The sequence below is a fragment of the Phreatobacter sp. genome (assembly GCF_051860605.1).
Classification (GTDB): domain Bacteria; phylum Pseudomonadota; class Alphaproteobacteria; order Rhizobiales; family Phreatobacteraceae; genus Phreatobacter.
This window is the reverse complement of the sequence record NZ_JBHYDR010000008.1, coordinates 202,293-216,288: the sequence shown is the minus strand read 5'-3', so window position 1 is coordinate 216,288 and position 13,996 is coordinate 202,293. Positions and strand designations below refer to the sequence as shown.

The following is a 13,996-nucleotide window of genomic DNA, read 5'->3' as shown; positions in this document are numbered from 1 at the left end:
ATCACCAAGGTCGGCGAGGTGAGTGTTTCGGCGCCGGCGAAGCCTGCGGTCCAGCCGCAGAACCCGCCGCCGAAGGGCACGCTGGGGGCAGGGACCTACACGGCGAAGAACATCATCGTGGCAACCGGAGCGCGCCCGCGCGTGCTGCCGGGCATCGAGCCGGATGGCAAGCTGATCTGGACCTATTTCGAGGCGATGAAGCCCGATGCCTTCCCGAAAAGCCTGATCGTCATGGGGTCAGGGGCCATCGGCATCGAATTCGCGTCGTTCTACCGCACGATGGGGGCCGAGGTGACGGTGGTGGAGCTGCTGCCGCAGATCATGCCGGTGGAGGATTCCGAGATTGCCGCCCATGCCCGCAAGCGCTTCGAGAAGCAGGGCATGACAATCCTCACCTCGACCAAGGTCACGAAGGTGGAGAAGGGGGCCGGCAGCGTCACGGCAACCATCGAGGACGAGAAGGGCAATCGTCAGACCCTCACCGCCGAGCGCATCATCTCGGCCGTGGGCGTGGTCGGCAATGTCGAAGGGCTCGGACTGGAGACGCTGGGCGTCAAGTTTGGCCGCGGCACCGTCGTGACCGACGGGTTCGGCCGCACCAACGTGCCCGGGATTCACGCCATCGGCGACGTCGCCGGTCCCCCCATGCTCGCCCACAAGGCCGAGCACGAGGGGGTGATCTGTGTGGAAACCATCAAGGGCCTGCACACCCATGCAATGGACAAGGCCATGATCCCGGGCTGCACCTATTGCCATCCGCAGGTTGCCTCGGTCGGACTGACCGAAGCGAAGGCGAAGGAGGCCGGCTACCAGCTCAAGGTCGGGCGGTTTCCCTTTGCAGGCAACGGCAAGGCCATCGCGCTTGGGGAACCCGAGGGGCTGGTCAAGACCATCTTCGACGCCAGGACCGGCAAGCTGATCGGCGCCCATATGGTCGGCGCCGAGGTGACGGAATTGATTCAGGGTTTCGTCGTGGCCATGAATTGCGAGACCACGGAAGAGGAACTCATTCATACGGTGTTCCCGCACCCAACCCTTTCGGAGATGATGCACGAGAGCGTTCTGGACGCCTATGGCAGGGTCGTCCATACCTGATAGGACAGTGAGCCTAGAGGAAAAAAGTCGTATGAATGGCTACGCACCGTCTGGAATGGTCTGATTGGCGTTCCGCCTATGGGCCGGGCTTTCGCGGGCCCGGCGGGCTGTTGCGAGCGACGGGAGCCTTGGGTCCATGTGCTGCCTGAAGGCCAAGGCCGCGCGAGGCGTGCGGCCTACGGGCATTGCTTTGACCGGATGGCAGGCGATCAGGCTCGCCGGGGATCGACTTCCCCGGGCTCTGCTCGCCACGGATCTGCGCGGCAGGGCCCGGCAGGAATGGACTCCGCCGGTGCGCGGCGCGCCCACGCGAGGCGCGAAAAACCTGTCACCATTCCGGCGATGCAAACCGAACCTTAACCTGAACAGGTGTTGAATCCCGACCATCGTGTTTTGCGTACCGCGTGAGAGTGTCCCATGCGTAACCGTGCGTTCGCCGGGCTGTCGAAAGCCGCAATGATCGTCGCAGTCGCTGGCCTTGGTGCCGGCTGCAGCGCCGACGTGGCCCGTTTCGACGAAAATCCGTTCCGCTCGCAACAGGTTGCGAGTGCTCCCCCGCCTGCTCCGGTGCAGTCGGTCCCCGTGGCGCAGGTGGAAAGCCAGCCGCTTCCGCCCGCCTCCGGTGTCGCATCCAACTCCGGCTCGCCATTCGGCGCTCCTTCCGACACGGGCCTGACCACCGGTTCGGCGACGCCGCGGTTCTCCGCCAACCCGCAGACGCCGGCCGTTTCCCGCATGGCCCAGTCGCATGCCCCTGCAGCCCCCGCCGGACGTGGCGGCTGGTCGGCAGCTGGCGGCACGGGGGTGCGCGCTACGGGCGCCGAGACGGTCGACAGCCTGTCGCACCGATACGGTGTGCCGGCCCGCGCCATCGCGGAAGCGAACGGCGTGCCTCAGGGGCACCGCTTCGCGGCCGGCCAGAACGTCGTGATCCCGACCTATTCCATGGCAGGGGCGCCGGTCGCCGCTTCGCCGCCGGATACTCGCCGTTCGGGCGATCTCGTGCGCCAGCCGGCGGCTCCCGCCGACCGGCCGCGCATCGTTCAGACCCAGCCGATCGCCGTTGCGCCCCGGCGCGAATCCGTCCCGGCTGCGGCCCCGACGCCGCGCATGGCCTGGCAGCAGGGTGCCAATCCGGCAGCCTCCAGCCGGCCGGCCCCGGTGGCCGCGGCGCCCGCCACGACGGCAACCACGAGCCGCCAGCCTGCGCGTGCGGCATCTCACCAGGTCACCTCCGGCGAAACCTTGTCCTCGGTCGCCCGCAAGCACGGCGTGACCCGCGCGTCGCTCGCCCAGGCCAACGGCATGGCGCCCAATGCCTCGCTGCGCATCGGCCAGACACTGCGGCTGCCTGGCGCTGCGGCACCCGCGGCCGTGGCCGCGCGCCCGGCACCCGCGGCTGTGGCCGCACGCCCGGCGCCGGCGGCCGTTCCAACCCCTGTCGCGCGTCAGGATCAGGCACGCCGGACGGTGGCCGCGGTTCAGGCGACCCCTGCCGGTCGCCAGGCCGACCCGCGGCCGACGGCTGCGATCCCGCCGGCCGAGCCCGCGCGTGCCGCCAGCCGTCCTTCGCCGGCAGTCGCGCTGCAGCCGGACGTGGCGAATGCACCCGCTCCGCAGGCCGAGACCCCTGCAGCCGAAGCTCCGGCCGCGGCTGCCGCCGCACCGGCATCCGATCGTGCGCCGCAGTTCCGCTGGCCGGTGCGCGGCCGCGTGGTGGCCGGTTTCCGCGCCGGCACGAATGACGGTATCAAGCTGTCGGTGCCGGAAGGAACGGCTGTCAAGGCTGCCGAGGATGGTGTCGTCGCCTATGCCGGCAACGAGTTGCGCAACTATGGCAATCTCGTTCTCGTCCGGCATTCCAACGGCTTTGTCACCGCCTATGCCCACAACAGCCGCGTCAATGTCCGCCGCGGCGACCAGGTGCGGCGCGGCCAGACCATCGCGCAGGCCGGCCAGACCGGCAATGTGTCTTCGCCACAGGTTCACTTCGAGATCCGTCGCGGCGCGACCCCGGTCGATCCCATGAGCATGCTTGCCGGCAACTGAACCGGCCACGACTAGTCGATCGGTCCTCTCCTGCGACCTCCAAGGGACCGGTCATTTTGCGGGGGCGGCACGGCAGTGTCGCCCCCGATCCTTTTCCGGAACCAGCAGCGCGGGTCATGACCATGGCGCGCAACTTGCTTGGCCAGGTGGCCGGCGATTGCCGCCGCCCCGATGCCAGAACAGGTGCTGCCATGGTCCATCCCCGCACAGGGCGCAGTCGCTGCGGAGGGTCCCCGGGAACCGGGCGCAGCGCATGAGCGTCGAGCCGATCGGCATCCTGTTTCTGATCGTCGGCGTTCTCGGCCTGATGCACGGGCCGGTTGCTCCCTACGCGCTTCTCGTCGTCGCAACCGTCTTCGGCGCCGCTGCAGCCTTTCTCGTCGGCGCCGCCAACATTCAGCCCGCGCATCTGATGATGGGTTTCGTCGGATTGGCCGTGCTGTCCCGGCGCGCCATGGTGACGACCTCCGTGCGGGCACTGGTGACGCCGGGGCCTGCGCTCTGGCTCCTGCTTCTGCTCGTTTATGGCATGATCACGGCCTATTTCATGCCCAGGCTGCTGGCGGGTGCGACGCCCATCATCCCGCTCGGCTCGTCGGAATATGACGATACCCGCTCAACCGTGCCGCTCGGCCCGGTTTCGAGCAATTTCACGCAATCGATCTACATGCTGGCCAATCTGATCTGCTTCGTGGCCATCATGGCGGCAGCGGGGGACCGCAATGTCTTCAGGACGATCGCCAAGGCGGTGGTGGCGCTGTCCGCCATCAATGCGCTGTTTGCGCTCATTGACCTTGCCACCTATTGGTCCGGCACGCAGGCGGTGCTCGATTTCATGCGGAACGCCCAGTACACGATGCATCACGAGGAGCAGGTCGCCGGCCTGAAGCGCATCGTAGGTGCCTTTCCCGAGGCTTCGGCCTTCTCGCGGTTCACGCTGGGCCTGCTCGCCTTCAACGGGACGCTGTGGATTGCCGGCATCTGGCCCCGGACCAACGGCTTGTTGGCTCTCACGTCGTTCCTGCTCGTCGTCCTGTCGACGTCGACGACCGGCTTTGTCGGGCTCTTTCCGGTTGCGGCGCTTCTTTTCACCGTCGCGGTTGCCCGATCATTGCGGCCGACACGAACTGTTCAAAGCGTCCTGTTCGCCGCCATGCTGCCGCTGATCGGCGCCTTTGCATTCCTTGCGGTCATCCTGAACGACACGTTCCGTGAAGGGGTCGTCTACTATGTGGACCTGCTCGTCCTCAGCAAGGCCGATTCCAGTTCCGGTGTCGAACGCACCGCCTTCAACACCATCGCAATGCAGAACTTTTTCGATTCATGGGGGCTCGGTGTCGGGCTCGGCACCGTGCGGACATCGTCCCTTCCGGTGGCGTTCCTCTCCCATGTCGGCCTGCCGGGGACGATCCTCTACCTGTTGTTCCTTGCCTCGGCGTTCTGGCCAAGGCGAACCGCGCCGCACTCGTTCCATACCGATGTCCGGCTGGCGGCGATCATGGCCTGCCTTGCCCTGATCTGCGGTGACACGATTGCTGCGCCGAGTGTCGAACAGGGCCTCTTCTTCTTCGTCCTTGCCGGCCTGGCAGCGGCGCGTCCGGGATCGGAAGTGCTGTTGCCTGCTTCCGCCGCTGCCGGGCTCGCCCAGCTGCGGCTGAGGCCGGGATAGGCTCGTGCGTCGAACGGGATCAGGCGGCAGGGCCGCGGCGCCAGCCGGTCACTGATAGACACGAACGTAGTCGACGCGCAGATGCGCCTGACGATGCTCGGGCTCCAGCGGCGAGGGGTAGCGGACATCCGCCCGCAGCGCGAGGGTCACCAGCATCCAGAACGTGTCGTTGTCCCGGTCGAGTTGGCCCGCACGGCCGATGGTCCAGGCCACCGGGCGCCGGGTTCTGGGATCGATCACAGGCCGCCGTTCGAAATAGGGGATGCAGGAGGCGCCTTCCACCAGCATGCCATAACGGTAATAGCCCTGCGTGACATCGACGCCCGTGGGCACTCCGACGCCTTCGTGGTGGACGTCCTTGCCGCCCCATTCGTGCAAGTAGGTGCCATAGAGCGTCGGCTCGAACCCTTTGTGCTCGACAATGTCGATCTCGATGCTGGTCTGCGGCGCGAGAATGCTCCGGCTGTTCATCAGCCAGAAGGCCGGCCAGGTCAGCGGATGGCGCGGCATCCACATGCGCGCTTCGAAATATCCGTTGCGCCAGCCGCGCATGACCGTGCCGTCGCGGCGGGCCGTCTGGATGTTGCCCGAGATCCACTGGTATTCCGGATGTGCGTTCCCGTAATATTTCGGCACCGTCATCCTGCGTCCGATGTGCCGGGCCGTCATTTGCAGGGCCTTGCCGTTCAGGGCGGCGGTGTCGTCGACGATCGCATAGGGGTTGAAGCCTTCTTCGCCGGTGATCCGGGCGAAGGCTGACCGTCCATAAAAGCCGGGCTCCGCCGTGGTGGTCTTCGGGCCGGCGAGCCAGATGTCCGGATCGAGGCTCGCGAAACTGTCCTCGAAGGCGACCGAGCGCCCCTGAACCGGGTCGTCGGGCACGCTGGCAATGGCAGGGGACCGAGCGACAAGCACTGCCGGGCCTGCCAGGAGCGCAGGCGAACCGAGCAGCAGCCGCCGGTTGGGGCGGAGCGTGGCCGTACCGGCCCGCCGGTTCCGGTCAGCCCTCGCGTCGGACATACCAGCCGTCCCACTGCGAAAACTCCGGGAAGCGCCTGACGTAGCCCTTGTCTGCGAGCAGCGCGTCGATCCTGGCTTCGTTGTCCGTGTGATTGTGCTCGACGGAAAACAGTGCCACGTCGTAGCGCCCGAAATCGAACTGCCGGAGGATGTCGAGTTCGCTGCCCTCCGTGTCGATCGACATGTAGTCGATCCGGCGCGGGGCCCCGTGGTGGTCCAGGAGGTCGTTGAGCGACACGGTCTGCACGTCGAAGGCCGTGCCGGCCGTGCGTCGGGCCGCGTTGTGGTCGCGGCCGGATGCTGCGGAGAGACCGCTCAACTCGGGATCGTCGGTCGCCATGAAGGTCATGACGCTGCCGGTCGAGGTGTAGACGCAGCGCGTATCGATCGAACAGCCGCGATTGGCCCGCAGGTCGCCATGCCAGACGGGGTTGGGTTCGGCGAGGATGCCGGACCAGCCATGGGCTGTTTCAAGCAGCCAGGTGTTGCTGTTGACCAGGCCGTTGGTGGCGCCGAACTCGACGAAAAAGCCGTCCTGCTTGTCATCCAGTTCGAACAGGACCCAGAGATCCTGCAGGATCTGCGACTTCGATTGCGGCAGGCGGTTGAACACGCTCGCCAGGAACCGCATCTCGTCCTGCTCGCGCAGCCGCATCATCCGCGGCTGGCGGAGCCTCAGGGCGTTGAACGCGAAGCGGCGCGCCGCGGCGCGCTCGGCCAGCAGGTCTGCGCTGGCAAGCGCCATGCCCTTGAAGCTGTCCTTCAGCAGATGCCGCATACCCGGTCCCTGTCGATGCTCTCGGTGTCTTCGAGGGTCTCGGCTGCGGCGTGCAGCGCGTGCGAAGACGATCTCCTCAAGGCAAAGCAAGTCGTGCGCCAAATGCTTACAGGACCGGGACGGCGGCGGGGATGAGGCGCGGCCGGAGTTCGGCCGGCGAGTGGGCGGCTTGGCACGCAGCTTGCGAGTGGCCGGGTGCACGGTCGTGAACCCGCGATGCGCGGTTTCGAAGGCGCGAGGCGGGGCCCGGCCGGGCTGGCGGGCCGCAGGAGCTCGAATGAGCAGGCAGGACTTCGGCGACCTGGGAGAGCGCCCGCTCGGCAGCACGGTGCTGGTGTCGACGGATGTGTTCGACACGCTGCTGCTGCGTCGCCTCAGGTCCGAGCGCAGCCGAATTGTCCGCGGTGAGCGCCGCTTTGCGCGGCAACTCGCCGACCGCGGCCTCGCCATCGAACCGGATCACCTCGTCGAGGCCCGTCTGCAGTCGCAGCGCCTCGCCTTCCGCGCGCTCGGTATGGGCGATCACGGAGAGGTGCGGCTGACCGACGTCATCGCCGGCCAGTTTGGCCTGCTCGGACTGCCGGACTCGTTGATCGGCAACCGCCTCGCCATCGAGATTGCCGTGGAGAAGGAGAGCCTTGCAGCCAATGTCATGCTGGCAACGGCCTTGCGGCGTCTTCGGCAGAGAGGCTGCCTGATCGTTGCGGTCAGCGACACGACCCTGCCTGCGGTCGCGGTGGCCGAACTCATCGAGCATTTTCATGGGCCGGGCCTCGTGGACCGGGTGTGGTCGAGCGCGGATGAGGGCCGCACGAAGCGGCGGGGCGACCTGTTCGGACATGTTGCCGCTTCGGAAGGTGTCGCGATCGGCCAGATGCTGCATGTCGGCGACGACGAGCTGGCCGACAGGGATGTTCCCGAGGCGCTGGGCATCGCCACCTACCGCGTCCTGCGAAACGTCGGACGGGCGCGCGTGGCGCGTCTCGGCGGTGGTCTCAGCGAGGCGGGGCGGGTGGTGCGGCGGCGGCTGCGCGCCGGGCGCTCGCATCCGCGCGCGGGCGCCGATCGCACCACCTTCGGTCTGGATGTCCTGGGCCCGATCGTTGCCGAATTCTGCATGCTGATCTGGCTCTATGCGCGGCATGCGGCCAATGGTGATGACGCCGTTCTGGCCTTCTGTGCCCGTGGAGGGATCGGCATCCGTGCGGCCTTCGAGGAGGTGTTGCACCATCTGGCCCTGCCACTGACCGTGCCGAGAGCCAATCTGATGGTCTCGCGTCTGGTCGCCGCGCGGGCCGCAACCCTTGCCAGGAGCGAAGCCGCACTGCAGGAGCTTGGCCGGGAATTCAGGGAGTGCAGCTTTGCCGAGGTCGCCGCCGCTCTCGGCGGGCGCGCCTTCGCACTTCCCGAACCATGGCAAAATCCGTTCGATACGGCCCAGTTCTACAGCCTGCTGTTCTCGTACGGTGGCGCGGAGGTCCGGGCCGACATGGCTCGGCAGAACAGCCTTTTTGTCCGGCACCTTTCCGAAATCTGCGCCGGAAGGCGGCGCATCATCCTGTGCGATACGGGCCTTTATGGCAGCACGCAGCGATTGCTGGCTGGCGGGCTGCCGGCCGAGACGTTCGAGACGATCCAGTTCGCGCGCGCGAACTACAAGCGGCACAGCGAGGATCATTTCCCGAGGGTCGTCGGGCTGATGGTCGAGCGCGACCTCTATTCGCCCGTGGAGCCGGAAACCTGCGTGCTGCGCTACTGGCACCTGATCGAAAGCCTTTTCGAGCCGCACATCCCTTCGGTCCACTCGTTCCGGGAGGAAGCCGGCGGCCTGGTCGGTTGCAACAGCGGGGACATCCGGTACGGCGCCGTCGATCCTGCGCAGGGCAATGCCCTGCTGACCGGTGCACTTCACTACATCCGCACGCTGCGAAAGGGGGATGAGGCAACGGTGCTCGCGGATGCCGAGCGGGCCTGGCACAGGCTGAAGCGCGCCATCACCCATCCTGCTGCGGCCGACGTCGCCTGCCTGGAGGCCGGGCAGCGGTCGGTTGACTTCGGCCGCAGCGGCACGGTCGATGTGCTGAAGGCAGATGCGGCGTCCGGCTTCATTGCGCGGCTGGCCTCGATCAGGACCCAGCTCTGGCGGGAGGGCGCCATCGCACGACAGTTTCCGGTGCTGAAGCCGGCGCTGCTGACCGCCCTGGACTCGGCCCATGCCCTGCGCGGCATCGCTGCCCATCGGTTGCGTTGACCATGCTGGCGATCCGGAAAATCGCGGTCGGCATGGATTGGCACTCAGAGGCGCGGATGGCGCGTTCGCCGCGGGTACGGCCGGGATGAGTGCTACCGAACGGGCAGCCATGGGCGGGGAGGAGCAGCCAGCCATGCTCGCCATGAAGGCGGCGCGGGGGGCGGGCTGGATGGTGCTGTCGCGGTTTCTCGGACGGCTGATCGATTTCGTCACCCTGCTCGTCCTGGCGCGCCTGCTGGCGCCTGCCGATTTCGGCTTCATCGCCCTGGCGATGATCGTCATCAGCATTGCGGACATCGTCCTGGAACTGCCGGTCACGCAGGCCCTGACGCGCCTTCCCCGGATCGATCGCTCCCATATCGACACCGGGTTTACCATCGGCCTGCTGAGGGGCGTCGTGATCATGGCTGCGGTTGCCGCCGCGAGCTGGCCGTTCGCTCACGTCTATAACGACCCCAACCTCGTGCCGGTTCTGCTGTTTCTGGCTGCCGGGCCTGTGGCAAGGGGGCTGTATAGCCCGGCCATGGTGCATTTCATCCGCCAGATGAGCTTTCGTCCGGCGTTCCTCGCCGAAATCTGCGGCAAGGTCTGTGCGGTCATTCTGGCGCTTTCCGTTGCGGCTGCAGGGGGAGGGTCCTGGGCGATCGCGACCAATTTTGTCGCCGCCTCCCTTGCCAGCACGATAGCCAGCTACGTGATCGCGCCCTACAGGCCCTCACTCTCGCTCGCGCGATTTTCCGATTTTGCCAGTTTCATCGGCTGGTTCAGCGCGGCGCAGATCCTTGCCGCGATCAATTGGCAGTTCGATCGCCTCCTGCTCGGCCGCCTTTTCGACAGGACAACGCTCGGGCGCTTCACCATGGCCAGCGACCTGGCCGTCATGCCGACGCAGAGCCTCATCGGGCCAGCTCTCCAGCCGGTCATGGCGGCGCTGTCCCGGGTCAATTCCGACCCTGAACGGCTGCGCCTTGCCGTCCTCAAGGCCGCGCGCCTGACCATGCTGATCTCGATTCCGGTCAGTCTCGGCGTTGCGCTGACCGGCGACCTCGCAGTCACCGTCATGCTCGGAGCGAAATGGCAGGAGGTCGGGCCACTCCTGCAGATGCTCGCCTTGACGGTGCTGACCGTTCCCTATTTCCAGTGCCTCTATGCCCTTGCTCTCGCCGTCGACCGACCGTTCGTGGTGTTCCGCCTGAATGCCATCGATCTGGCATCGCGCCTGATGGTGATCCCGCTCGGTCTCTGGCTGTCCGGCATCGTCGGGGTTATCGCAGGCCGCGGTGTCCTGTCGGTCGTGCTGTTCGGGCTGTGTCTTGCAAGTCTTCGCGCGCTGACAGGGATCGGCATCCGGGAGCAGCTTGCCAACCTCTGGAAGATCATCGTTGCGGGCGTCTGCATGGTCTTTGCCGTCCTGGCAGTTCGGCGCGGTCTGGGCCCCGGCAGGCCTGGCGCGCTTCTGGAGATTGCCGCCTGCGTCGCACTCGGTGCTGCGGTTTACGGTGGCGCGCTGCTGACGCTCGGCGTGCGGGTCGTCGCGGGCGCCGGACGTTTCGAGATCACCGACCGCTGGTGGGCTTCCGCCGCGCCCGGAGCGGTCAGAGCGAGCCCTTGAGAGCGACCCGCAGGAATCCGAGCGCCGTGCGCCGGTGGGGATTGAACCGATAGGACATCAGGGCGCGGGCGCGGGCAGGGGGCAGAAGGGTTGCGACGACGTAGAACAGGCTCATTCCTGCCTTTTCGCGCCGGGAGTAGTAGTCAGACCAGAGCGCTTTCAGGAGGCCGGCGAGCCTCGTCCGGGAGGGGCGCTGCCCGGAGACAATGTCGAGGCACAGGCTTCGCTCGCGATAGAAGAAGCTGTCCTGTGGGCGGATCATCTCACGGCCCGGCAGCAGGCGGCCGACGACCGCACGCAGATGATCCATCCGGTCGGCGAAGCGCAGGATGTCCCGCTCGAGGGAAAGCGGGTCGAGAGGGCGCCCAAGCCCGGAATCGTTGCCGCCGTGGATGCGGTATCGGCCCCATTCCTCCGACAGGCTGACGACATCGCCGAACAGCGGTGCGGCGAACAGGACCACGCCATCGACAGCCCGGTCATAGGTCGCCTCGCGGAGGATCTCGCAGACGTCGCGACGCAGGACGTTTCCCGATGTCGGAGGTGTCGTGTAGACGCCGGTGCGCAGAACCCGCTCCAGCAGGTCCGCGCGGCTGCGGAAGGCGGCCAGAGCCGGCATGGCCCCGCTGATCATATTTCCCTCGGCATCGATGCGGCTCAGCGCGAACTGCAGCTTTGCAACCTCCGGGTCGAGGCTTGCAACGATCGCGTCCAGCGCACCGGGCTTGAGTTCGTCATCCGCGTCGAGGAACAGGATGAAGGGCGCGCAGGTCAGGTCGAGGCCCTTCACGCAGGCGGCGCGCTGGCCGGAGTTCGCGATCTTCACAGCCGGGGCCTGCGAGCGGCTGATGACCTCCCAGGAGCCATCGGTCGACCCGTCGTCAATCACCAGCAACTGGCAGTCGTGGCGCATTTGCGAAAGCACGCTTTCGATGCACCGCCCGACAAAGCGCTCGTAATTGTAGCAGGTGATGACGATGGCCAGACGGAGCGCGCCATCCGCCGCGAACGCCCGTTGACCAGCCGCGACCAGTGTCTCGCGCGCAGATGTTGCCGGGATGCCGTCCAGGCGTTCCATGCGGGGCGCGCTTCCCTATCGCCCGCTTGCGGTCATGCGCGACCCAGTTCCGGGCGCAGGGGGGTGCTCAACCGAGGGTCGACAGGCTGGGACGGCCATGGTGCCTGACGATCGCGAAAATGGTCGATCGAATTCTCGAAGAAGTGCCGCTGCACCTTCAGGTCGTCCAGCCGCCGACACGCGCCGATGAGTTGCGCCTCCGCTTCGACGAGCCTCGCCTCCTCGGCGGGTTCGCGGTGGAGGTAGCCGTCGGTCACCGTGTCGGCGATGCTCGCCGCGCGTGCGCCGGCCTCATCGACGCGGCGCCTGAGACCAGCCTCCTCCCTGTCGATCGCGTCGATCACGCCCCGGATCGCGGCGCGGATCGTCTCGAGCCTTTCGCGATCTGTCGCGCTGGTCCGCTCGCCCGAGCGGAAGCGGGGTGTCCGGTCATTGCGCAACCATCGTGCAAGCAGGCCCACGGCGACGCTCTCCTCCGCGGGGACCCGTTCGACGTGGCAGTGATACCGGTACGTCTGGATCCCGACTTCAGGAAAGCAAGGCGCGGGCCATGTCCGGGACCTGCCGTCAGCGCTGACCGCGCTTGCCCAGCAACTGGGCGAGAAGGCTCGCCGCCGCCGATGGCGCCGAGCCGGACGGTGCCTCGCGGGAGACGATGAGCATGGCGGTTGCGAAGACTGCGGCGCTTGCGGCAATCGCCGAACCGATCAGCGCAAGGATCACGCCATGCGACCAGAGCAGCGCGAAAGCGCCGCCGCCAACGAGGATTGCCACGGCCAGGATGACGACGATCATGCGGGCCGGCCCATGCTGCGCGGTCCTATGAGCGGTTGTTCGCCCGCGAGGGCGATGCCCCGCATGGCAAACCACATGGCGGGCCCGGACCTCAGTCCAGCACCTGTCCGCTCCGACGTGAAGGGATGAGCATCCGGCACTTGCAGCGTTTCCCACCGGGTCCATTGCGGACCTTCTACCCCCTTATACGTCAAGAACCGGTTAGTCTGCGAGTGGCTTGGCCGGGAATTTGCTTTCGTCGAATGGCAGACGTTGACGCAGACCATTCCTGCGCCGGGAGAGCCGTTCCATGTGTCAGCAGCCCAGTCCAGGCCGTCGATCGGGGCGCTCCGGCGAGGCGTTTCGGCAGGGTCTCGCGTGTCTTGTCCTGATGCTCGGGCTTCTCGGGTCCGGCATCGCGGCCGTTCAGGCCGAGACCGCCTACCGGCTCGGCGCGCAGGACCGTCTTCGGGTCAAGGTCTGGGAATGGCGGCCGGCATCCAGCGATACATTCGAATGGACCGCCCTGAACGGTGAATTCACCGTCGATGCGGCCGGCATGGTGTCGCTGCCGCTGATCGGATCGGTCACTGCGCAGGGTGCGACCACGGCGGAGCTGTCGGCCCTGATCGCCTCCCGGCTGCGCGAGGTTGCCGGTCTGATCCGGCCACCGAACGCGGCGGTGGAGATCGCCCAGTACCGCCCCTTTTACATCGTCGGCGCCATCGAGCGGCCGGGAGAATACCCTTACAGGCCGGGCATGACCGTGCTGCAGGCGGTGAGCATCGCCGGCGGATTCTACCGGCCCGACACGAACCTCTCGCGGTTCGAACGCGAGACCATTGTCGCCCAGGGTGATGTGCGGGTGAGCGAGACGCAGCGGATCGCGCTGACCATGCGCCGGGACCGGCTGTCCTCCGAGGCCCGCGGCGAGGCGGAGATCGCGTTCTCGCCAGAGGTGGTCCAGCGGCAGCGTGAAGCGCTGGTGGCGCAGGGAATGCAGGAGGAGACGCTGATCCTCACCACCCGACGGCAGACCCTGCAGTCGCAGGTCGACCTCCTCACGCAGGCCAACAAGCTGCTGGAAGACGAACTGACCGCCCTGGCTGCCAAGACGACAACGCAGACCCGGCAGGTGGAGCTAGCGCGGCGGGAGTTGCAGAACATCAACAGCCTGATGACGCGGGGATTGTCCGTCAGCGCCCGTCAGGTGGCCGTCGAGCAGCACCTCGCGCAGATGGAAAGCCAGCTTCTCGATCTGAGCCTGGCCGCCGCGCGAACCCGTCAGGAGATGGCCCGAAACGAGCGCAGTATGGTGGATCTGCGCTACCAGCGGGCCAACGACGTGCTCCGGGAAATGCGCGAGACTCAGACCATGCTCGATCACGTGAGCGAGCGGATCGAGACGTTCCGCGGGCTTCTGTATGACTCGCAGGTCACCGCCCCGCGCCAGCAGTTGCTCCTGGCCGACGAGGCCGCCCGGTTGAACTTTCAGATCGTGCGCCGGGACGCGGGGCAGGTTCGTCAGATCCCGGTGGATCTCGTTGCGGAGGTGAGGCCTGGCGACGTCGTCCGGATCATCCGCGCGTCTGTCCCGCGCTCCACCGACGGTGCCGACGCAACAGCGTCGGGCCAGACGACGGCCGTTCCCACCCGCTGACCCCGGACGG

General features: G+C 67.1%; 11 protein-coding genes. 6 read left to right on the top strand and 5 right to left on the bottom strand.

Annotation, left to right across the window (positions count from 1 at the left end):
- From ACTIFS_RS15550 to ACTIFS_RS15540, 3 genes are all read left to right on the top strand, one after another.
- A partial coding sequence (locus tag ACTIFS_RS15550; protein ID WP_439575030.1) for a dihydrolipoyl dehydrogenase occupies positions 1-1,095 on the top strand: 1,095 nt, incomplete at its 5' end.
- Between the two features lie 417 nt (positions 1,096-1,512).
- Complete coding sequence (locus tag ACTIFS_RS15545) at positions 1,513-3,144, top strand: peptidoglycan DD-metalloendopeptidase family protein (RefSeq protein WP_439575029.1); 1,632 nt, start codon at positions 1,513-1,515, stop codon at positions 3,142-3,144.
- Positions 3,145-3,397: 253 nt separating this feature from the next.
- Positions 3,398-4,813, top strand: coding sequence for a hypothetical protein (locus ACTIFS_RS15540; RefSeq protein ID WP_439575028.1), 1,416 nt, complete (start codon positions 3,398-3,400; stop codon positions 4,811-4,813).
- A gap of 48 nt (positions 4,814-4,861) precedes the next feature.
- Here ACTIFS_RS15540 and ACTIFS_RS15535 read toward each other — a convergent pair whose 3' ends face one another.
- Positions 4,862-5,833, bottom strand: coding sequence for a glycoside hydrolase family 16 protein (locus ACTIFS_RS15535; protein WP_439575027.1), 972 nt, complete (start codon positions 5,831-5,833; stop codon positions 4,862-4,864).
- Positions 5,814-6,611, bottom strand: coding sequence for an FkbM family methyltransferase (locus tag ACTIFS_RS15530; RefSeq protein WP_439575026.1), 798 nt, complete (start codon positions 6,609-6,611; stop codon positions 5,814-5,816). Before ACTIFS_RS15530 ends, ACTIFS_RS15535 begins: the two co-directional genes overlap by 20 nt.
- Between ACTIFS_RS15530 and ACTIFS_RS15525 the strand changes: the two genes are divergently transcribed.
- Together ACTIFS_RS15525 and ACTIFS_RS15520 are read left to right on the top strand one after the other, a co-directional pair.
- Complete coding sequence (locus tag ACTIFS_RS15525) at positions 6,577-8,862, top strand: hydrolase (protein ID WP_439575025.1); 2,286 nt, start codon at positions 6,577-6,579, stop codon at positions 8,860-8,862. The genes ACTIFS_RS15530 and ACTIFS_RS15525 overlap by 35 nt on opposite strands.
- Before the next feature lie 85 nt (positions 8,863-8,947).
- Positions 8,948-10,474, top strand: coding sequence for a lipopolysaccharide biosynthesis protein (locus ACTIFS_RS15520; protein WP_439575024.1), 1,527 nt, complete (start codon positions 8,948-8,950; stop codon positions 10,472-10,474).
- On the opposite strand, the gene ACTIFS_RS15515 is transcribed toward ACTIFS_RS15520, so the two are convergent.
- From ACTIFS_RS15515 to ACTIFS_RS15505, 3 genes are all read right to left on the bottom strand, one after another.
- On the bottom strand, positions 10,458-11,552 hold the full coding sequence (locus tag ACTIFS_RS15515) for a glycosyltransferase family 2 protein (protein WP_439575023.1): 1,095 nt from the start codon (positions 11,550-11,552) through the stop codon (positions 10,458-10,460). The genes ACTIFS_RS15520 and ACTIFS_RS15515 overlap by 17 nt on opposite strands.
- 32 nt (positions 11,553-11,584) lie before the next feature.
- Positions 11,585-12,013: a hypothetical protein gene (locus ACTIFS_RS15510; RefSeq protein WP_439575022.1), complete on the bottom strand. Its 429-nt coding sequence runs from the start codon at positions 12,011-12,013 to the stop codon at positions 11,585-11,587.
- 106 nt (positions 12,014-12,119) lie between these two features.
- Positions 12,120-12,347 carry a hypothetical protein gene (locus ACTIFS_RS15505; RefSeq protein WP_439575021.1) on the bottom strand — a complete coding sequence of 76 codons (228 nt, stop codon included), beginning with the start codon at positions 12,345-12,347 and terminating at the stop codon, positions 12,120-12,122.
- Positions 12,348-12,717: 370 nt separating this feature from the next.
- On the opposite strand from ACTIFS_RS15505, the gene ACTIFS_RS15500 reads away from it, so the two are divergent.
- Positions 12,718-13,986 carry a polysaccharide biosynthesis/export family protein gene (locus tag ACTIFS_RS15500; RefSeq protein ID WP_439575020.1) on the top strand — a complete coding sequence of 423 codons (1,269 nt, stop codon included), beginning with the start codon at positions 12,718-12,720 and terminating at the stop codon, positions 13,984-13,986.
- Positions 13,987-13,996 lie beyond the last annotated feature (10 nt).

What these genes read in the sequence shown, in the direction of transcription:
- ACTIFS_RS15545 (WP_439575029.1), top strand. Translation starts at nt 1,513, where the DNA reads ATGCGTAACCGTGCGTTCGCCGGGCTGTCGAAAGCCGCAATGATCGTC.
- ACTIFS_RS15540 (WP_439575028.1), top strand. Translation starts at nt 3,398, where the DNA reads ATGAGCGTCGAGCCGATCGGCATCCTGTTTCTGATCGTCGGCGTTCTC.
- ACTIFS_RS15535 (WP_439575027.1), bottom strand. Translation starts at nt 5,833, where the DNA reads ATGTCCGACGCGAGGGCTGACCGGAACCGGCGGGCCGGTACGGCCACG.
- ACTIFS_RS15525 (WP_439575025.1), top strand. Translation starts at nt 6,577, where the DNA reads ATGCCCTTGAAGCTGTCCTTCAGCAGATGCCGCATACCCGGTCCCTGT.
- ACTIFS_RS15530 (WP_439575026.1), bottom strand. Translation starts at nt 6,611, where the DNA reads ATGCGGCATCTGCTGAAGGACAGCTTCAAGGGCATGGCGCTTGCCAGC.
- ACTIFS_RS15520 (WP_439575024.1), top strand. Translation starts at nt 8,948, where the DNA reads ATGAGTGCTACCGAACGGGCAGCCATGGGCGGGGAGGAGCAGCCAGCC.
- ACTIFS_RS15515 (WP_439575023.1), bottom strand. Translation starts at nt 11,552, where the DNA reads ATGGAACGCCTGGACGGCATCCCGGCAACATCTGCGCGCGAGACACTG.
- ACTIFS_RS15505 (WP_439575021.1), bottom strand. Translation starts at nt 12,347, where the DNA reads ATGATCGTCGTCATCCTGGCCGTGGCAATCCTCGTTGGCGGCGGCGCT.
- ACTIFS_RS15500 (WP_439575020.1), top strand. Translation starts at nt 12,718, where the DNA reads ATGCTCGGGCTTCTCGGGTCCGGCATCGCGGCCGTTCAGGCCGAGACC.